16 protein-coding genes are annotated in these 19144 nt (G+C 71.5%); 1 reads left to right on the forward strand and 15 read right to left on the reverse strand.

Going from position 1 to position 19144, the window contains the following annotated elements; translation table 11 throughout:
* Position 1 precedes the first annotated feature (1 nt).
* The 13 genes from ACZ39I_RS11580 to ACZ39I_RS11640 all read right to left on the reverse strand — a co-directional run bounded on the left by ACZ39I_RS11580 (position 2) and on the right by ACZ39I_RS11640 (position 16379).
* The gene (locus ACZ39I_RS11580; protein WP_467244305.1) at positions 2-850 is read right to left on the reverse strand and encodes a TatD family hydrolase; all 849 of its coding nucleotides are present in this window, start codon (positions 848-850) and stop codon (positions 2-4) included.
* The gene (locus ACZ39I_RS11585) at positions 850-1590 is read right to left on the reverse strand and encodes an EboA domain-containing protein (protein WP_467244306.1); all 741 of its coding nucleotides are present in this window, start codon (positions 1588-1590) and stop codon (positions 850-852) included. The genes ACZ39I_RS11580 and ACZ39I_RS11585 overlap by 1 nt, the downstream gene beginning before the upstream one ends.
* A complete protein-coding gene (locus ACZ39I_RS11590; protein WP_467244307.1) occupies positions 1587-2489 on the reverse strand; it encodes a sugar phosphate isomerase/epimerase family protein in 903 nt (300 codons plus the stop codon). The genes ACZ39I_RS11585 and ACZ39I_RS11590 overlap by 4 nt, the downstream gene beginning before the upstream one ends.
* Positions 2486-3829 carry an SCO3242 family prenyltransferase gene (locus ACZ39I_RS11595; RefSeq protein ID WP_467244308.1) on the reverse strand — a complete coding sequence of 448 codons (1344 nt, stop codon included), beginning with the start codon at positions 3827-3829 and terminating at the stop codon, positions 2486-2488. Before ACZ39I_RS11595 ends, ACZ39I_RS11590 begins: the two co-directional genes overlap by 4 nt.
* The gene (locus tag ACZ39I_RS11600) at positions 3826-5022 is read right to left on the reverse strand and encodes an inositol-3-phosphate synthase (RefSeq protein ID WP_467244309.1); all 1197 of its coding nucleotides are present in this window, start codon (positions 5020-5022) and stop codon (positions 3826-3828) included. Before ACZ39I_RS11600 ends, ACZ39I_RS11595 begins: the two co-directional genes overlap by 4 nt.
* Before the next feature lie 108 nt (positions 5023-5130).
* Positions 5131-6504 carry a ThuA domain-containing protein gene (locus ACZ39I_RS11605; protein WP_467244310.1) on the reverse strand — a complete coding sequence of 458 codons (1374 nt, stop codon included), beginning with the start codon at positions 6502-6504 and terminating at the stop codon, positions 5131-5133.
* 14 nt (positions 6505-6518) lie between these two features.
* Positions 6519-9044 carry a PQQ-dependent sugar dehydrogenase gene (locus tag ACZ39I_RS11610; RefSeq protein WP_467244311.1) on the reverse strand — a complete coding sequence of 842 codons (2526 nt, stop codon included), beginning with the start codon at positions 9042-9044 and terminating at the stop codon, positions 6519-6521.
* A gap of 82 nt (positions 9045-9126) precedes the next feature.
* Positions 9127-10125, reverse strand: coding sequence for a sugar phosphate isomerase/epimerase family protein (locus tag ACZ39I_RS11615; RefSeq protein WP_467244312.1), 999 nt, complete (start codon positions 10123-10125; stop codon positions 9127-9129).
* Positions 10126-10139: 14 nt separating this feature from the next.
* A complete protein-coding gene (locus ACZ39I_RS11620; RefSeq protein ID WP_467244313.1) occupies positions 10140-11342 on the reverse strand; it encodes a Gfo/Idh/MocA family protein in 1203 nt (400 codons plus the stop codon).
* 134 nt (positions 11343-11476) lie between these two features.
* Positions 11477-12517, reverse strand: a complete 1041-nt coding sequence (locus ACZ39I_RS11625; RefSeq protein ID WP_393598958.1) for a substrate-binding domain-containing protein — start codon at positions 12515-12517, stop codon at positions 11477-11479.
* A gap of 29 nt (positions 12518-12546) precedes the next feature.
* A complete protein-coding gene (locus ACZ39I_RS11630) occupies positions 12547-13566 on the reverse strand; it encodes an ABC transporter permease (RefSeq protein ID WP_467244314.1) in 1020 nt (339 codons plus the stop codon).
* On the reverse strand, positions 13563-15080 hold the full coding sequence (locus ACZ39I_RS11635; protein WP_467244315.1) for a sugar ABC transporter ATP-binding protein: 1518 nt from the start codon (positions 15078-15080) through the stop codon (positions 13563-13565). The genes ACZ39I_RS11630 and ACZ39I_RS11635 overlap by 4 nt, the downstream gene beginning before the upstream one ends.
* Positions 15081-15197: 117 nt before the next feature.
* Positions 15198-16379, reverse strand: a complete 1182-nt coding sequence (locus tag ACZ39I_RS11640) for an ROK family transcriptional regulator (protein WP_467244316.1) — start codon at positions 16377-16379, stop codon at positions 15198-15200.
* 199 nt (positions 16380-16578) lie between these two features.
* Here ACZ39I_RS11640 and ACZ39I_RS11645 point away from each other — a divergent pair, with 199 nt between their 5' ends.
* Positions 16579-16788 carry a hypothetical protein gene (locus ACZ39I_RS11645; RefSeq protein WP_467244317.1) on the forward strand — a complete coding sequence of 70 codons (210 nt, stop codon included), beginning with the start codon at positions 16579-16581 and terminating at the stop codon, positions 16786-16788.
* Between the two features lie 538 nt (positions 16789-17326).
* Here ACZ39I_RS11645 and ACZ39I_RS11650 read toward each other — a convergent pair.
* The gene (locus ACZ39I_RS11650; RefSeq protein WP_467244318.1) at positions 17327-18004 is read right to left on the reverse strand and encodes a GntR family transcriptional regulator; all 678 of its coding nucleotides are present in this window, start codon (positions 18002-18004) and stop codon (positions 17327-17329) included.
* A 121-nt stretch (positions 18005-18125) separates the two neighbouring features.
* Positions 18126-19064: a beta-ketoacyl-ACP synthase III gene (locus ACZ39I_RS11655; RefSeq protein WP_352381234.1), complete on the reverse strand. Its 939-nt coding sequence runs from the start codon at positions 19062-19064 to the stop codon at positions 18126-18128.
* Positions 19065-19144 lie beyond the last annotated feature (80 nt).

A 19144-nucleotide genomic window follows, 5' to 3' on the forward strand; every position in this document is an offset into this window, starting at 1 on the left:
CTCACGCCCCGCCGCGGAGGATGGAGTTGCCCTCGTGGGTGGCTTCGGTGGCCGCGATGTCGAGGTCGAGCCGGCCGCTGAGTCCGTAGAAGGCGACGGGGTTGCGCCACAGGACGCGGTCGACGTCGTCCTCGGTGAAGCCCTCGGCGAGCATGAGGTCCGCGACCTTGCGGGTCTTGAGGGGGTCGCTGCGGCCCCAGTCGGCGGCGGAGTTCACCAGGACCTGTTCGGGGCCGTAGGAGCGCAGGATCGCGATCATCCGCTCCTCGTCCATCTTGGTGTCGGGATAGACGGAGAAGCCGAGCCAGCAGCCGCTGTCCTTGGCCTCCTTGACGGTGGTCTCGTTGAGGTGGTCGATCAGGACCCGGTCCGTCGGCAGGGCGGATTCGCGGACGACGTCGAGGGTGCGGCGCAGCCCGGCGAGCTTGTCGCGGTGCGGGGTGTGGACGAGCGCGGGCAGCCGGTGGTCGGCGGCGAGCTGGAGCTGGGCGGCCAGGGCGGTGTCCTCGGCGGGGGTCATGGAGTCGTAGCCGATCTCGCCGACGGCGACGACCTGGTCCTTGACGAGATAGCGGGGGAGTTCGTCGAGGACGGGGAGGCAGCGCGGGTCGTTGGCCTCCTTGGGGTTCAGGGCGAGGGTGCAGTGGTGGGCGATGCCGTACTGGGCGGCGCGGAAGGGCTCCCAGCCCAGCAGGGCGTCGAAGTAGTCGAGGAAGGAGGCGGGAGAGGTGCGGGGCTGGCCTAGCCAGAAGGACGGCTCGACGACGGCGCGGACGCCGGCGTCGTGCATGGCCTGGTAGTCGTCGGTGGTCCGGGACGTCATGTGGATGTGGGGGTCGAAGATGCGCATCAGGACTCCTTGCCGTGGGTGCCGTCCGCGCCGCTGTGGCCGTGGTCGGCGGCCGGCGCGGGTGGGGTGGCGGTGGGGTCGGTCAGGGTCAGGACGCGGTGCAGGTCCTCGGGCACGGGACGGCCGGCGGCGGTGCGTTCGGCGGCGTAGTCGCCGAGCATGCGGGCGAGTTCGGCGTCCGCGTGGGCCCGCCGGTCGAGGTCGGCCACCTCGGTGACGGGCACGCCGGTGAACAGGCATTTCAGGACGGCGTGGCGCCACTTGTGGGCGTCGAGGTGGCGGGCGGCGTAGGGGCCGACGGCGGCGGCCAGGAGCCGGGTGTCGTTGGTGCGCAGGGCGTCCTCGACGAGCGGGAGGGCCTCGGGGCCGGGCACGAGGTGGGGCAGGGCGTGCAGGACGGCACGGCGTTCGGCGGCGGTGCCCTGGGTGTAGACGCGGGTCAGGGCGGCGGTGTCGGCGTGGGCCGCGTGCAGGATCAGGATGCGGGCGGCGTCGGCGTGTTCGGGGCCGCAGCGGCGTCCGGCCTCGGCGAGGCGCAGCTCCCATACGGAGATGGGGCCGTGGGCGCCGGGGTGGGCGGCGGCCTCGTCGAGGGCCTGGTCGAGCCAGTCGCGGGCTGTTTCGCCGAGGCGTTCGGCGAGGTGGCTGTGCAGGGCGTGCAGCGGGGTTCGGGCGAGGGTGGTGCCCTGGGTGTCCGCGGCGGGGGTTGCCTGGTGGGCATGAGCGTGGGCGTGGGTCATGGGGTGCTTCCTTGGGAGAGCGCCTCTGCCTGACGGAGGAAGGGGAGGGAGAGTTCGGCGAAGTGGGGGCCCGCGTGGGAGTGGCGGGGCAGTTCGACGACCGTCAGGCCCGGGTAGCCGGTGTCGGCCAGGGCGGCGAGGACCGGCGGGAAGTCGATGTCGCCGTCGCCGAAGGGGAGGTGTTCGTGGACGCCTCGGCGCATGTCCTCGATCTGGACGTGGCGCAGCCAGGGGCCCGCGGCGCGTACGCAGTCGGCGGGCGGCAGGGGTTCGAGGCACCGGCAGTGGCCGATGTCGAGGGTCAGACCGAGGGCCGGCGGGTCGCCGAGGGTGGTGCGGAGGTGGTGGAAGTCGGCGAGGGTGGCGAGGAGGTGGCCGGGTTCGGGTTCGACGGCGAGGGGGATGCCGACGGTGGTGGCGGTGTCCAGGACGGGGGCGAGGGTCTCGGCCAGGCGTTTCCACGCCGTGTCCGGGTCCGTGCCTGTCGGGGTGATGCCGCTGAAGCAGTGCACGGCGTGCGCGCCGAGGTCGGCGGCGACCTGGACGGCCCGGACCAGCAGGTCGACGCGGCGGGCGCGGTCGTCCGGGTCGGGGTCGAGCAGCGAGGGACCGTGTTTGCGGCGCGGGTCCAGCACATAGCGGGCGCCTGTCTCGACGGTGACGGTCAGGCCGAGCGCGTCCAGTCGGTGCGCGAGGCGGCGGGTGCGTGCGGCCAGGTCCGGGGCGAGGGGGTCCAGGTGCATGTGGTCGAGCGTCAGACCGACACCGTCGTAACCGAGATCGGCGAGCAGGGTCAGGGCGTCGTCCAGGCGGAGGTCTGCGAGACCGTTGGTGCCGTAGCCGAAGCGGAGGGGGGTGACACGGGGTGCGGGCCGGGGCGGGGCGAGGGGGTCGGTCATGTGACGCTCACCTTTCTCGCGAGGCGTCCTGCCAGGGGGGGGAGGGCGGTGGTGAGCAGAGCCGTGACGGTCGCACCCTTGGCGCCCGAGCGGGCGGTCAGGGCGGCCTGGAGGGGGATCGTGGCTCGGATGCCGGCGGTGACGGCTCGTTGGGTGAGCGGGGGTGAGGGGTTGAGGGTGGCGTGGAAGTAGGAGCGGGCGGTGGTGGTCGCGTAGATGGCGGCCAGGGCCAGGCGCAGGGCGGTGCGCGTGTCGAGGGGTTCGGAGCCGGCGCCGGGCTGGCGCGGTCGGCGTGGCAGCGGGGACACCGCCGCGGTAGCCGGGTCCGCGAGGGGCGCCGGGCTCGCCAGGTCGCGCGCTCCGGTACCTCGTCGGATTCCGTCGGTCCGGTCCGACGGGAACGCACGCCGGGTCAGCGTCCGCGTCAGCGCGGCAGTCGCGGCGAGCGCGGCCAAGGGGGCCAGGGGTGAGCCGCCCTGGGCTTCGCGGCGGGACACGGTGGTGACGGCGAGGGTGTGGGCGCCGAGCAGTGCGGCGGAGGGCAGGGCCCGGCGGATGCTGTGTACGGCACCGGGAACGGCTGCCGCACCCCGGGCCGACCGACGCGCGTCGGCGACGGCCGTGACCCACGTGCGGCACGCACCGACCTTCCGGCCCACACTGCCCGCCCCGGCCTTCGGAGTAGAGACGCCTGTGGCCTCCACCCGGACCGCACCGCCCCCGCGGACCCGGTCATCCACCGCGCTCCTCCAACCCCCGACGTCGGCCCCGGCTGTCGCCGCCGCGCCGAGCAGCAGGTCCAGCCCTCGTGCCGCTGCCATCGCGAACGGTCCTGCCGGGGTGTTCTTCAGGGCCAGGTCGTACGCCCAGACCGTGGCCGCGAGGGGCACCGCGACCGTGAGGGCGGGGCGGCCCGCGCGGGCCGCCAGGGTGAGGCCCGCGCCGGTGAGGGCGCAGGCCGCGCCGAGGGCTGCCGTGGGGTGGATACGGCCGGAAGGCAGGGGACGGTGGGGGCGTTCCACGGCGTCCACGTCGCGGTCGGCCCAGTCGTTGAGGGCCATGCCGGCCTCGTAGAGGCAGACGGAGGACGCGATGGCGAGGAGGGTGCGGGAAGTGGGCGGTGCGGACGCTGCCGCCGCTCCGGCGAGGGCGTCGCCGGGGACGGTGAACAGGGCCGGGAGGCGCAGGAGTTCAGCCCAGGCGCGGGCGCGGCCGGTGTGCGCACGCCCCGGTGAGGGGGTGGGTGGGGAGGCCTCCTCGAACGAGGTCGTGCGGCGGGGTGTCGTCGGCCCACCCACCCCCTCCGACAGGCCGTCCACCGCTGCCCTGCCCGCCTTCATCGCTGCTCCCCCGTACCGCCGCCGTGAGCCGAACCCGGCGTGCGACTCCCGAGCGGGCCCGGCCCGCGCCCCGCTCGCTCTGCCCGGAGCCGTTCCGCGAAGGCCATCAACTCCGCGTACTGCTCCCCCAGTCCCGAAGGCCCCTGCCCCACCGGGTCCTTGAAGTAGAAGCCCAGCTCGCCCAACGGACCGGGCAGGCCCCGCTCCTGAGCGCGGGCGGCCAGGCGGGCCAGGTCGAGTACGAGCGGTGCGGCCAGGGCGGAGTCGCAGCCCTGCCAAGTGGTCTGGAGGATCATGCGGGTGCCGAGGAAGCCGTCGAAGGCGATGTGGTCCCAGGCGGTCTTCCAGTCACCGAGCGCGGGGACGTCGTCGATGTGGACCTCGCCCTCGGGGGTGGTGGCGAGGGTGTCGGCCAGGACCCGCTCCTTGCCGGCGTTCTTCGCCGCGGCGGCCGCCGGGTCGGCGAGCGAGGCTCCGTCGCCGCCGCCGAGGAGATTGGTGCCGGACCAGGCCCGGACCGTCAGGGCGCGTTGGGTGAACATCGGGCCCAGGACGGACCGGAGCAGGGTCTGGCCGGTCTTGCCGTCGCGGCCCGCGAACGGAAGGCCCGAGGACTCGGCCTGTCGTCGAAGGGAAGGGTGGTGCAGGCCCGTGGAGGGCGTGAAGTTCACATACGCGCAGCCTGCCCGCAGGGCCGCCGCTGCGTAGAGGGAGCTCGGGGGCAGGGCGTCGCCGGCCGGGGCGGGCTCGGTGGAGGCCACGTTCACCACGACCGCGCGCGCCAGCCGGCACCGTCGTACGAAGGACCGTATGTCCGCGGCGAAGGCGGCGATCAGGTCCTCCTCGGTCCTGGTGTCGCCGGGGAGGGGACCGCCTGGTCTGATCTCCCGTTCGGCGGCGGCGAGTTCGGCGCTCACCGCGGTCGGCAGGTCGTGCGGCAGGACGCCGCCGGCCGCCAGGGCCTCCGCCCGTTTGGGCAGGGGGCAGTCCAGCGTGTCGTGGCCGCCGAAGACCAGGGCGGACAGTGCGGGCAGGCCGCTCTTGGTGAAGGGCGGGGTCTCGGTGATCAGGCCCGTCGGCGGGTGCAGGCCCGCGGTCATGGCGGCGCAGCCCGCGACGACTGTGGTGGCGACGGAACCGCGGGCCCCGACCAGCCAGACGCCGACGCGCGGTACGGATTCGGACGCGGACATGGCAGCCTCCTTGCCGAACACATGGGTGAACAGACCCTGCGACGAAGGGATGGACGACGAGGGGTGAAGACGGCGGGCGGGAGTCCGGCGTCCCCCGCCCGCCGTCGCTCAGTCGCCCTGCGAAGCCACCGTCGAGGAGGCCTTCGCGGGCAGTTCCCTGATCCGGACGTCGCGGAACGACACCTGGTCGTCGGCTCCGTGGTTCTGGATGCCGACATGCCCGTCACGCAGGCTGCGGGCCGGATCGGTGTTGGTGAAATCGTTGATCTTCACGCCGTTGAGCCAGACACGCAGGCGTTCGCCCTGCACGCGGATCTCGTACGTGTTCCACTCCCCCGGCGCATTCAGCGCACGGTCGCGCTTGTTCAGGTCGGCGGAGCGGAAGCCGTAGACGGACCCTGTCGTCTTCTCGGGTACGTCGGTGGCGTCGATCTGGATCTCGTAGCCGTTGTCCACGGCGGACCAGGGGTCGTCCGAGGGTGGGAAGCCCACGAACACACCAGAGTTGTCGTCCCCCGAGGCGCCGGCCATCTTCCAGTCGAGCTTCAGGGAGTACGACCCGAGGCTCTGCCCGGAACCGGCGTACCAGAGCATCCCCATGCCGCCCGACGACGTGAGTGTGCCGTCGTCGGAGAGGGTGAAGGAGCCGGGGCCCGCCTGTTTCCAGCCGGCCAGTGAATCGGCGGTGCCGTCGAAGAGCGGCCGGTAGCCGTTCTCCGGTCGGCAGTCGGCCTGTGCGGCGCCGATCGCATACCGGATTCCGCCCAGCAGGTGGCCACGGAAGGCGGGATCGGCGTACGACTCCTTGGTGTGGCCGAAGCCGGTGTAGAAGGCCCGGCCGCCCTGGTAGTCCTGGCACCAGGCGATCGGATGGTCGCCGTTCATCGTGCCGCCGGTGTACGACGACTCGTCGAGGGAGGCCAGGACGTGGACCCGGTCGCGGGGATTGGTGCGGTAGTTGTACCACTCGTCGGTGCGGTTCCACGTCGGGGACAGTTCTGACGTGGCCGGGTGGGCGCGGTCCTCGACCACCACGGTGGCCGGTTGGATCGCCGGGTGCGACTGGAACCAGGCACCCGCGAGGCCGCCGTAGAACGCCCAGTCGTACTCGGTGTCGGCGGCGGCATGGATGCCGACGTATCCGCCGCCGTGCCGGATGTAGCCCTCGAAGGCGCGCTGTTGGCTGGGGTCGAGGACGTCCCCGGTGGTGGAGAGGAACACGACCGCGTCGTAGCGGCGCAGGTTGCGGGGCGTGAACGCGGCCGCGTCCTCCGTCGCGTCGACCGAGAAGCCGGCGCTCGCGCCCAGTTCCCGTACGGCCGCGACTCCTTCGGGGATCGAGTCGTGCCGGAAGCCGGCCGTCTTGGAGAAGACAAGCACCCGATCGTCGTCCGCGGAGTGTGACGCGGCGGGTTCGGACACGCAGCCGAGGAGCAGGGCGGCTCCCACAACCGCCGTCGTCCATCGTCCAGTTGTGTTCATACGGGCCTCTCCTCTCAGCCGGTCGTGAAGGTGAAGTCGTCCACGTCGAACAGGGCGCCGGTGCCGCTGCCCTTGAAGACCAGGTAGAGCGTGGTGGTGCCCCTGGGTGCGCGGGACAGGCTGGCGGTGACGTCCTGGAAGGTCTCCCAGCCGCCGGTCACCGGCACGGTCGCCTTGCCGAGCAGGGTGCCGGTCGCGGACCCCGCGCGGATCTCCAGCGTGCCGCCGGTACCACCGGAGGACACCCTCGCCGAAACGGACTTGGCGTTGCTCAGCACGTACGGGGTGAAGGAGACCCAGTCGCCGTTGTTGATGTCGCCGACCGTGTTGCCGCCGTGTGCCGTGTCCTTGGCGATGACCGAGACGCCGGAGCCGGTGCCGAAGTGCTCGGCCTGGCGGTGCCTGGGCTGCAGGACGCTCTGGTCGTGGGTGGTCAGCGGGGCCTGGCCGCCGCCACCGTTGTCGGTGTACTCGGCGTCCATCACGCCGAAGATGTTGGCGTCCTCGTCGTGGCCGCCGTCGGCGCTGGTCTGGAGGGTGCCGGTGCAGCCGTTGGCGGAGGTGACGGGGTGGCCGTGGCTGTCGTGGCCGAGGACGAAGGTGACCTTGACCTTGGCGCAGTCGATGGGCCGGCCGTCCTCGGGGTCGCTCACGCGGACCTTGAACGGGATCGCGTCTCCGAAGCTGAACAGCTGCCCGTCCTGCGGGAGTTCGAGTGTCACCTTGGGGGCGGTGTTGCCGACGACGATCTGCACGCTCGCGCTGCCGGTGCGGCCGGAGGGGTCCTTCGCGGTCAGGGTCGCGGTGTAGGTGCCGTTCTTCCTGTACTTGTGTGTCGGGTTCGCCGCCGTGGACGTGCCGCCGTCGCCGAAGTCCCAGTTGTAGGTGAGGGCGTCGCCGTCCTGGTCGCTGGTACCCGCGGAGGAGAACCGGACCCGCAGCGGTGCCTGTCCGGACGTCCGGTCCGCCGACGCCTGGGCGACCGGGGAGTGGCCGTCGGTGGCGTTCTCGATGCGGTACAGGGCGGAGTTCTCGTCGCCGCCGAACCAGGAGACGCCGTAGTCGAGGACGTACAGCGCGCCGTCGGGGCCGAAGGCCATGTCCATCACCTGGGTGCCGGTCCAGGGGATGTCGTTGATCGACTGGACGGTTCCGTCGGAGTCGCTGGTGATCCGCTTGATCCAGCGGCGGCCGAACTCCCCGGCGAAGAAGTCGCCGTCGTAGGCCTCGGGGAATTTCACGGGTGAGTCGAGTGCGGGGTCGTAGTGGTAGACCGGGCCGCCCATCGGGGACTCGGATCCGGTGCCGAACTCGGGTACCGATCCGTTGTCGTAGGGGATCCAGGCGGCCTGCGCGGGGGGAAGGTCGGTGAGGCCGGTGTTGTGCGGGGAGGTGTTCTTCGGCGCGGCGCAGTCGAAGGCGGCGCCCGAGGTGCCGGTGGCGAAGTCGTAGTCGACGTAGGCGTCGTTGTCGCCGGTGCAGTACGGCCAGCCGAAGTTGCCGGGGCCGGTCACCCGCGCGAACTCGACCTGGCCGGCGGGGCCTCGGGCCGGGTCCGCGGCACCCGCGTCGGGGCCGTAGTCGCCGACGTAGACGATCCCGGTCTGCTTGTCGACGCTGAAGCGGAACGGGTTGCGGAAGCCCATGGCGTAGATCTCGGGCCGGGTCTTGTCCGTGCCGGGGGCGAAGAGGTTGCCGTCGGGGATCGCGTAGGAGCCGTCGGCGTTGACCTTGATGCGCAGGATCTTGCCGCGCAGGTCGTTGGTGTTGCCGGCGGTGCGCTGGGCGTCGAAGGCAGGGTTGCGGTTCGCGCGTTCGTCGATGGGGGTGAACCCGTCGGACTGGAAGGGGTTGGAGTCGTCGCCCGTCGACAGGTAGAGGTTGCCGGCCGCGTCGAAGTCGATGTCGCCGCCGACGTGGCAGCAGATGCCGCGGGTCGCGGGGATGTCGAGGATCTTCGTCTCGCTGGCGGTGTCGAGGGTGCCGTCGGTGTTCAGGACGAACCGGGAGAGCCGGTTGACGCCGTCGAAGGGGGCGAAGTCGGCCGCGGTGCCGGTCTCGGGGGCATCGCCCGCCGGGGTGTTCAACGGGGGCGCGTAGTACAGGTAGATGAAGCGGTTGGTGGTGAACTGCGGGTCGACGCCGACGCCTTGGAGTCCCTCTTCGTCGTGGGAGTAGACGTCGAGCTTGCCGGCGAGGCGGGTGGTGCCGGCCGCGTCGGTGATGCGGAGTTCGCCGTCGCGTGAGGTGTGCAGGACCGAGCGGTCCGGGAGGACGGCGAGCGACATGGGCTCGCCGACCTCCGGTTCGCCCTTGGCGAGGGTGACCTGCTGGAAGTCCTCGGCGGCGACCGCGGTGGCGGCTTTCTCGCCGGCAGCTCTCTCGTCGGCGACGGCTGCGCCGGCCTGGGGAGCGGCCAGGGTGAGCGACGCACCGGCCAGCAGGAGGCCGGTGAGCAGGGCCGCCGCTCTACGCCAGGGTGCGCGTCCTCTGTGGGTCTCGATTCTGTCGGTCGGTGTGGTGTGGTCTTTCCCGTGCACGGATGCCTCCAGAATGGGGCCGGTCGTACGGGTGGGTGCGGGTGCGCCGGGATGCGCCGTCATCCCGGGGGCGGGAAGGAGTTCAGTTGCCGAACGCCGCGTCGAACGAGGCCGACGGGGGCTCGAAGTCGTAGGCCTTGAGACGGTTCAGTGCCTCGGGGGCGCCTTGGAGCCGGTCCATTCCGGCGTCCTCCCACTCGACCGAGATGGGGCCCTGGTAGTCGATGGAACGCAGCATGCGGAAGACGTCCTCCCAGGGGACGTCGCCGTGGCCCGCGGAGACGAAGTCCCAGCCGCGGCGCGGGTCGCCCCAGGGCAGGTGGGAGCCGAGGCGGCCGTTGCGGCCGTCGAGGCGTTTGCGGGCCTCCTTGCAGTCGACGTGGTAGATCCGGTCGCGGAAGTCCCACAGGAAGTTGACCGGGTCGAGGTCCTGCCACACGAAGTGGGAGGGGTCGAAGTTGAGGCCGAAGGCCGGTCGTCCGCCAACTGCCTCCAGCGCGCGCTGTGTTGTCCAGTAGTCGTAGGCGATCTCGCTGGGGTGGACCTCGTGCGCGAACCGCACGCCCTCGGTGTCGAAGACGTCGAGGATCGGGTTCCAGCGTTCGGCGAAGTCCTCGTAGCCGCGGTCGATCATCGACTCGGGGGCGGGCGGGAACATGGCGACCAGGTGCCAGATGGCGGAGCCGGTGAAGCCGATGACGGTGTCGACGCCGAAGGCGCGTGCGGCCCGCGCGGTGTCCTTGATCCGGTTCGCGGCCCGCTGCCGGACGCCTTCCGGGTCGCCGTCGCCCCACACCTCGCTCGGCAGGATGGCCTGGTGGCGTTCGTCGATGATGGCGTCGCAGACGGCCTGGCCGACGAGGTGGTTGGAGATCGCCCAGCACTTGAGGCCGTACTTGTCGAGCAGCGCGTGCCGGGAATCCAGGTACGACGGATCGGTGAGCGCCTTGTCGACCTCGAAGTGGTCGCCCCAGCAGGCGAGTTCGAGTCCGTCGTAGCCGAAGTCGCGGGCGAGGCGGCAGACCTCTTCGAGGGGGAGGTCGGCCCACTGGCCGGTGAAGAGCGTGAACTGGCGCGGCATTTTCCGGGGCCTCCTCAGACGGCTATCGGGGTGTAGACGGAGTTCTTCTCGGCGCTCTCCTCCACGGCCGCGAGGACGCGCTGGACCTGGAGTCCGTCGGCGAAGGAGGGGTCGGGGCGGCGGCCCTCGGCGATCGCGTGGACGAGGTCGCGGGCCTGGTGGACGAAGGTGTGCTCGTAGCCGAGTCCGTGGCCGGGCGGCCACCAGGCGTCCAGGTAGGGGTGGTCGGGCTCGGTGACGAGGATGCGGCGGAAGCCTGCGTGCGCCGCGGGTTCCGTGGCGTCGTGGTAGGAGAGTTCGTTGAGGCGCTCCAGGTCGAAGGCCAACGAGCCCCGCTCGCCGTTGAGTTCGATGCGCAGGGAGTTCTTGCGGCCGGTGGCATAGCGGGTGGCCTCGAAGGAGGCGAGGGCACCGGAGGTGAAGCGGCCGGTGAACAGGGCCGCGTCGTCCACGGTGACCTGGCCGGTGCCGGTCCCGGAGACGGCGGCCAGGCCCTTGACGGCGCCGCCGGCCAGCGGCCGTTCCCGTACGAAGGTCTCCGTCAGGGCCGAGACCCCGGACAGCGGTTCCCCCGCCAGGTACTGGGCGAGGTCGACGATGTGCGCGCCGAGGTCGCCGAGCGAGCCCGAGCCGGCCTGTTCCCGGCGCAGCCGCCAGGTCAGCGGGAACTGGGGGTCCACGAGCCAGTCCTGGAGGTAGGTCACCCGCACGTGCCGCAGCGTGCCGAGCCGTCCTTCGGCCACCATCCGGCGGGCCAGCGCGGTGGCGGGCAGCCTGCGGTAGTTGAAGCCGACCATCGCCAACTGACCGCGCCCGAACGCCTCTTCGGCGGCAAGGGTCATCACCTGTGCCTCCTCGACGGTGTTGGCGAGGGGCTTCTCGCACAGCACGTGCTTGCCCGCGGCGAGCGCGGCGAGCGCGATCTCGGCGTGGCTGTCGCCGGGGGTGCAGATGTCGACGAGGTCGACGTCGTCCCGCTCGATCAGCGCCCGCCAGTCGGTCTCGGCGGCCGCCCAGCCGTGCCGGTCGGCGGCCCGGCGCACGGCGGCCGCGTCCCGTCCGCAGATCGCGGCGAGCACCGGGCGGCGGGGCAGGTCGAAGACGCGTCCGACGGTCCGCCAGCCCTGAGAGTGGGCGGCGCCCATGAAGGCGTAGCCGACCATGCCGACCCGGAGCGGCGGCACCTCGGCCTCTTCTGACTGCTGCGGCTGTGCCATGCGCGATGTCCTCCTCGTCGTCGTGGCGCGGTGGGGGGTGCAGCCCGGTCCGTCGACGAACCGGGCACCTGGGACCTGCCCCTCGGAGCTCGCAGCGGGCTCGGTCCGTAAGACAGGTCCCTGATCGGTACGCCTCACTTGAAGCCGGTGGACATGTACTGGTCGACGTTGGTCTTGTCGACGACGGCCGAGTAGAGGGTGAGCGAGGCCGGGATCTCGAACTCGGAGAGGCCGCCTATGCCCTTGGACTGACCGAGGGCGCGGGCAAGGTCGATCGCGGAGGCGGCCATGGTCGGCGGGTAGAGGACGGTCGCCTTGAGGACGCCGTTGTCCTGCTTGATGGCCTGGAAGGCGGACAGCGCGCCCGCGCCGCCGACCATCAGGAAGTCGTCGCGGCCGGCCTGGTCGATGGCACGCAGCGCGCCCACGCCCTGGTCGTCGTCGTGGTTCCACACCGCGTCGAAGCTCGACTGGGCCTGCAGGAGCTGGGCCATCTTGGCCTGCCCGGACTCCACCGTGAACTCGGCGGCCTGGCGGGCCACCTTCCTGACGTTCGGGTAGTTCTTCAGGGCGTCGTCGAAGCCCTTGGTGCGCTGCTTGGTGAGTTCCAGGTTGTCGAGTCCGGCCAGTTCGATGACCTTGGCGTTCGACTTCCCCTTGAGTTTCTCGCCGATGTAGTGGCCGGCGTTGAGGCCCATGCCGTAGTTGTCGCCGCCTATCCAACAGCGGTACGCCTGCGGGGTGTTGAAGATCCGGTCCAGGTTCACGACCGGGATCCCGGCGCGCATCGCCTTGAGCCCGACCTGGGTGAGGGCCTTGCCGTCCGCGGGCAGCACGACCAGAACGTCGACCTTCTTGTTGATCAGGGTCTCTATCTGGCCGATCTGCTGGGCGGTGTCGTTGGAGCCCTCGGTGATCTCCAGGGTGACGTCCGAGTACTTCTTCGCCCGGTTCTTGGCGTTGTCGTTGATGGCGTTGAGCCAGCCGTGGTCGGCCTGGGGTCCGGCGAAGCCGATGGTGACCGGCTTGCCGGGCGAGTCGGAGGCGGCCGGCTGGTCGTTCGCGGCGGGCTCGTCGTCGCCGGAGTCGTTGCTGGTGCAACCTGCGAGGAGGGCACCGGCCCCGACGGCGGCGGTCCCGAAGAGCAGCCCTCTGCGACTGGTGAAGCGGCTCATGTGCTGTGGCATGGCGGTGAACCCTTTCCTCAGGTCGTGCTTGCGGTACGGCGCTGGACCAGCACGGCGGCGACGATGATCGCTCCCTTGGCGATCTGCTGGACGTCGCTCTGCAGGTTGTTCAGGGCGAAGATGTTGGTGATCGTGGTGAAGATCAGGACGCCGAGCACGGAGCCGGTGATGGTGCCGCGGCCCCCGCTGAGCAGGGTTCCGCCGATGATCGCGGCGGCGATGGCGTCGAGTTCGTAGAGGTTGCCGTTGGTGTTCTGGCCGGAACCGGACAGGACGATCAGCAGGAAGGCGGCGATGCCGCAGCACAGTCCGGACAGCAGGTAGAGGTAGAGGCGCTGGCGGCGGACGTCGATGCCGGCGAGCCGGGCGGCCTCGGCGTTGCCGCCGACGGCGACGGTGCGCCGGCCGAAGGTGGTGCGGTTCAGCACCAGCCAGCCGATGATCGTCACGACCGCGAAGACCAGGACGAGTGGCGGGATCCCGAGGACGTAGGCGTCGCGCTCCCCCAGGTCGAGGACGGAGGACACGGTCACGACCTGGGTGCTGCCGTCGGTGATCTGCAGGGCGAGTCCGCGGGCCGAGGCGAGCATGGCGAGCGTGGCGATGAAGGGGACCATCGCGCCGTACGCGATGAGCAGCCCGTTGACCAGGCCGCAGCCGACTCCGACGATCACCGCGGTGAAGAGGATGCCCGCGAAGCCGTACTCCTGGGTGGCGACGGTGGTGGCCCACACCGAGGAGAGGGCGACGATCGCGCCGACGGACAGGTCGATGCCGCCCGAGGTGATGACGAAGGTCATGCCGACGGTGACGACACCGATCACCGAGGCCTGGGTGAGGACGAGTTGGAGGTTGCGGGTGTCGAGGAACTCGTCGGGCTTGGTGATGCCGCCGATGAGGACCAGTACGGCGAGCACGCCGAGGAGGGAGAGGGTGCGGACGTCGGCGTGGGCGAACACCCCTCGCCAGGCGGACGGTTCGCTCACCGAAGGCACTTTGTCGGCGCTTCCCCGGGGCGGGGACACATGTTGCGTCATGACGCCGGGCTTCCTTCCATGACGAGGTCGAGTACACGGTGTTCGTCGAGCTCACGGGCGGGCGCCCGGTGGACGACACGGCCTTCGCGGAGCACCAGGACGCGGTCGGCGAGGCCGAGCACCTCGGGGACCTCGCTGGAGACCAGCAGCACGGCCAGTCCTTCGTCGGCCAGGCGCCTCACGACCGCGTACAGCTCGGCGCGGGCTCCGACGTCGACGCCCCGGGTGGGTTCGTCGAGCAGCAGGACGCGGCAGCCGCGCAGCAGCCAGCGGGCCAGGACGGCTTTTTGCTGGTTGCCGCCGGACAGGGTGCGGATCGGCACGGAGGGGTTGTCGGGCCGCAGCGACAGTTCGCGGGTCGCCGCCCGGGCCGCGCCGAGTTCGGCGCCCCGGTCGATCCAACCGGCCCGGGAGAAGCGGGACATGGAGGAGACGGAGACGTTGCGGGTGACCGACTCCAGCATCAGCAGGGCCTGCGCCTTGCGTTCCTCGGGGGCGAGCCCGATCCCGGCGCGGACGGCGGCGCGGACACTGCCGGGCTTCAACGCTGTTCCGTCCAAGGCGACTTGACCGGCGGTGGGCTTGCGGGCGCCGTAGATCGTCTCCAGGATCTCGGAGCGTCCCGAGCCGACGAGTCCGGCGAGGCCCACGATCTCCCCGGGGTGGACCACGAGGTCGAGGGGCTCGAACTCACCCTGCCGGGCCAGGCCCTTGACCTCCAGAACGGGCGGACCACCAGGTCCCGACGCCGGCCGCTCGGGGAAGACGTACTCGACGTTGCGGCCCGTCATCAGCGCCACGACCTCGCGGGTCGGCGTCGATTTGGCGGGCAGTCCGACGGCGACGGCCCGGCCGTCCTTGAGGACGGTCACCCGGTCGCCGATCCGCCGGATCTCCTCCAGGCGGTGGGAGATGTAGACGACGGCGACGCCCTCGGCGGTGAGGTCGCCGACGATGCGGAAGAGGTTGTCGACCTCGTCCGGGTCGAGGGCGGCGGACGGTTCGTCCATCACGATGAGCCGTACGTCGTGGGAGAGGGCCCGCGCCATGGACACGATCTGCTGCTGCGCGGCCGGCAACTCCCCGACCAGGCGCGCCGGATCGATCTCCGGGTGCCCAAGACGTCGCAGCAGCGCGGCTGTCGACCGACGGGCCGCCTTGCCCCGTACGACGAACCCCGCGGCCGTGGGTTCATGGCCGAGGTGGACGTTCTCGGCGACGGACAGGTGCTCCACCAGGTCGAGTTCCTGGTAGATGGTGGCGATGCCGAGGCGCATGGCGGCGATCGGTGAGCGGAGGGTGACCTCCTCGCCCTGCCAGCGCAGCCGGCCGGTGTCGGGCTGGTGGGCACCGGCCAGCACCTTGATGAGGGTGGACTTCCCGGCCCCGTTCTGGCCGAGCAGACAGTGCACTTCACCGGCCTGGACGTCGAGGTCGACGCCGTCGAGGGCCCGGACTCCGGGGAACGTCTTGGTGATGCCGGACATGCTGAGCAGCGGTGGTTCTGGTGCCATGAGGTCCCCTTGGCGGGCGTGCGGGCCGGTTTCAGGGCAGGGCGAAGCAGGGCGCTGTGCTGGAGGGGCCGGGCGCGGCGGGAAGAGCCGCAGCCGAACGGGCCGTACCGGGATGGCTTACGCGGGTGAGAACAGGTGGTCGCTGATGAGCCGGGCCGCGCCGATGACTCCGGCGGTGGGGCCCAACTCCCCCAGAACGATGGGCAGGTTGCCGGTCGCCAGGGGCAGCGACTGGCGGTAGACCTGGGTGCGGATCGCGGCGAGCAGGGTGTGGCCGAGTCCGGTCACCCCGCCGCCGATCACCACCAGGCCCGGGTTGAAGAAGGAGACCAGTCCGGCGATGACCTGACCGGTCCGGTTGCCGCCCTCACGGATCAGGTCGAGAGCGGTGGGGTCGCCGGCGGCAGCGGCGGCGGCGACGTCGACCGCGGTCAGGCCGCCGTTCGCCGTGTGCCGTGCGGCGAGTACCTCGGAGCGTCCCTGCTCGACCGCCTCCACGGCGTCCCGGGCGAGGGCAGCCCCGCTGAAGTGGGCTTCGAGGCAACCCCGGTTGCCGCAGGCGCACGGGCGGCCGTCGGGTACGGCCTGGATGTGCCCGATGTCGCCCGCGCTGCCGGTCACCCCGCGGTGCACCTCACCGCCGGCGACGATGCCGCAGCCGATGCCGGTGCCGATCTTGACGCAGAGGAAGTCGCCCACGGAGCGTGCCACGCCCGCGTGCATCTCCCCCATCGCCATCAGGTTCACGTCGTTGTCGACCATGACCGGACAGCCGAGTTCCTGACTGAGCGCCTCCCGCACGGGGAAGCCGTCCCAGCCCGGCATGATCGGTGGAGCCACCGGTACGCCCTCGGGGAAGCGGACCGGTCCCGGGACGCCGATGCCGGCGCCGTCGAAACCCTCCGCGAGCCCCGAGGCCCTCAACTTGGCGGCCATGGCCAGGACTTGCTCGAAGACGGCGACCGGGCCCTCGCGGACGTCCATGGGCTGGTTGAGATGTCCGAGGATCTCCAGTTCGGCGTTGGTGACGGCGACGTCGACCGAGGTCGCGCCGATGTCCACGCCGAGGAAACGCAGGTTGGGGGCGAGCCGGATGTTGTGGGAGCGGCGCCCGCCGCGGGAGGCGGCGAGTCCGTCGGCCACGATCAGGCCCGTCTCCAGGAGCCGGTCCACCTCCACGGCCAGCTTGGACCGTGACAGGTCGACCTGATCGCCCAGTTGCGCACGGGAGTTGGGTCCTCCGTCGCGCAACAGCTTGAGCAGCCGGGCCTGATGCGCGTTCGCGGGTCGTGCCGTCATGCGTCTCACGAGCCCCTCCCCGCCTCATTCGGCCACCAGTTGCCGGGCTTTCGAGGGGAACGTAGCAGCGGCTGCCGAACCTGGGAAGAAGCTGTGCAGAGATTGATGCCGACTTTCTCCACTCACAGGACAAAGACGTGTCCGCACTCTGGCGTCCCGGCGCGTGCCACCGCAGGATGGGCGCGAGGGAGGGGTGCGCATGTTCCTGGTGACGGGTGCGACGGAGAACGTGGAGGCCGAACTCGTGCGGGCTCCGGCGGAGTCCGGCGGGCGGGGAGGCCGTGGTGGGAGCTATGACCGACTCGATACCGTACGGGCCGCACTGGACGGCGTACGGGGGCTGTTCCTGATGCCCGCGCGCGCGGGGGGCTTTCCTTCCCTGGTGCCCGGGCACGAGGGCTGCTCCTGATGGTCCGACTAGAGGGGGGCTACTCCTGATGGTTCGGGTACGGGGGCCAGCGGCAGGTTCCGGCGGACGCGCGAGCCGCGGGTGTGCACCGGGCGGTCCTGCTCTCGGGCCTGTCGGGCGGGCACCAGCGACCGGGACAACGCTGCCGTCGGCTATCTGCCGGCCGCGGAGGACGCCGCTACGCGACTCGGGTCCCCGATGGACCTTCGTCCGCCAGGCGAGCGTCACGAGCAAGGCGCTCCGGCTCGCGGACCAGATCCGCGAGGGCGACACGGTCCGGGTGCCCTTCCCGGTCGCGCGGACCACCGGCATCGACCTGTACGACATCGCGCAGGTCGCTCTGCGAGCCCTGCTGTCCAACGAGTTGGCGCTCACGTCCGCCCCGAGGCGCTGTTGCCCGCCGAACGCGTCCGGATGCACGCCCCAAGACGGAGGCGGCCGGCATGCCGAAACCGTAGGTGGAGCAGGTCACGGGGCGCGCACCGCGCACCTTCGCCCGCCGCACCCGGGGCCACGCGGACGCGTCCCAGTGAGGGGACTACGACCGCTGGCGGGCGTGATACGACGTCCGTGTGTGCTCGGTGTGTTCCCGCATCAGCTCGGTGGCACGCCGCTCGTCACGAGCCGCGATCGCGGCGATCAGTTCACGATGCTCGATCCACGACTGCCGGCCACGCTGGCGGGCCACCGGCGTGTAGTACCAGCGCACCCGCCGATCCACCTGCCCCGCCAGCTCCGCGAGGACCGCGTTGCCCGCCAACTCCATGACCTTCGCGTGGAGCCGGGCGTTCAGAGCGACCGCCGCGTCCACGTCGTCGTTGTCGACGGCCTTCTCACCCTCCGTGCACAGCGCTTCCAGGGCGGCAATACCGGCGCTGCCCGCGTTCGCCGCCGCCAGCCGAGCCGCCTCGGCCTCCAGCAGGGTACGCACGGTGAGGAGTTGATCCGCCTCCTCATCCGTCGGCTCATGCACGAACGCCCCCTGAGCCGGCCGCAGATCCACCCACCCCTCGCTGTTCAACCGCTGCAACGCCTCCCGCACCGGCTGCCGCGACACCCCCAGATGACCCGCCAACTCACTCTCCACCAGATGCTGACCCGGCTGCAGAGCACGCGTCGTGATCAACTCCAACAACGCCTCGTACACGCGGTCACGCAGCGGACCGGGACGTTCCAGCTTCGGCACGGCTCCCTGCGGCAGTCCCGTCGACAACATCGCGGTCCCCCTCCTCGGCGGCGGACACCCCCGTACACCCCTGACTGCTTGCCTTTTGTCTACAGTCTACGGCGCACAGGGGCCAGGTAAACCGCGAGTCGGCCTCGTCACATCCCGCCCGTCATGGACAGTGGACGACCTGACCGGCGTAGGACAGGTTCCCGCCGAACCCGAACAGAAGCACCGGGTCACCGGTGGAGATCTCGCCCCGCTCGACCAGTTTGGAGAACGCGAGCGGAATGCTGGCCGCCGAGGTGTTCCCGGACTCCGAGACGTCGCGGGCCACGACGGCGTTGACCGCACCGATCTTCTCCGCGAGCGGATCGATGATCCGCAGGTTCGCCTGGTGCAGCACGACCGCCGCGAGGTCGGCGGGCGTGAGCCCGGCGCGTTCGCAGGCCTGCCGGGCCAGCGCCGGGAGCTTCGTGGTCGCCCAGCGGTAGACGCTCTGCCCCTCCTGCGCGAACCGCGCCGGCTCGCCCTCGATCCGCACGGCGTGCCCCATCTCGGGCACCGATCCCCACAGGACCGGCGAGATGCCGGGCACGTCGGCCCCCTCGACGACCGCCGCGCCCGCCCCGTCGCCGACGAGCACGCAGGTGGTGCGGTCACTCCAGTCGGTCACCGCGGACATCTTGTCGGCGCCGATCACCAGCGCCCGGGTCGCCGCACCGGCCCGGACGGTGTGGTCGGCGGTGGCCAGCGCGTGGGTGAAGCCGGCGCAGACCACGTTGACGTCCATCGCGGCGGGCGAGGGGATGCCGAGCCGGGCGGCGACCCGGGCGGCCATGTTCGGGGACCGGTCGACGGCGGTCGAGGTGGCGACCAGGACCAGGTCGATGTCGGCGGGGGCGAGCCCTGCCGCGGCCAGCGCCTTGGCGGCGGCGTGCGAGGCGAGTTCGTCGACCGGCTCGTCGGGGCCGGCGATGTGGCGGGTCCGGATCCCCACCCGGGACCTGATCCACTCGTCGCTGGTGTCGACCAGGCCCGCCAGTTCCTCGTTGGTGAGAACCTTGGCGGGCTGGTAGTGGCCGACTGCGGCGATCCGCGAGCCGTTCATGGGGGGTCCCCCTCGTTGCCTTGGGTAGCCGGATCCCCCAGTCTGATCAGTGACTCACGGGTACGCGGGCACGTAAGGCC

This window comes from Streptomyces sp. NPDC024687 (assembly GCF_055559055.1).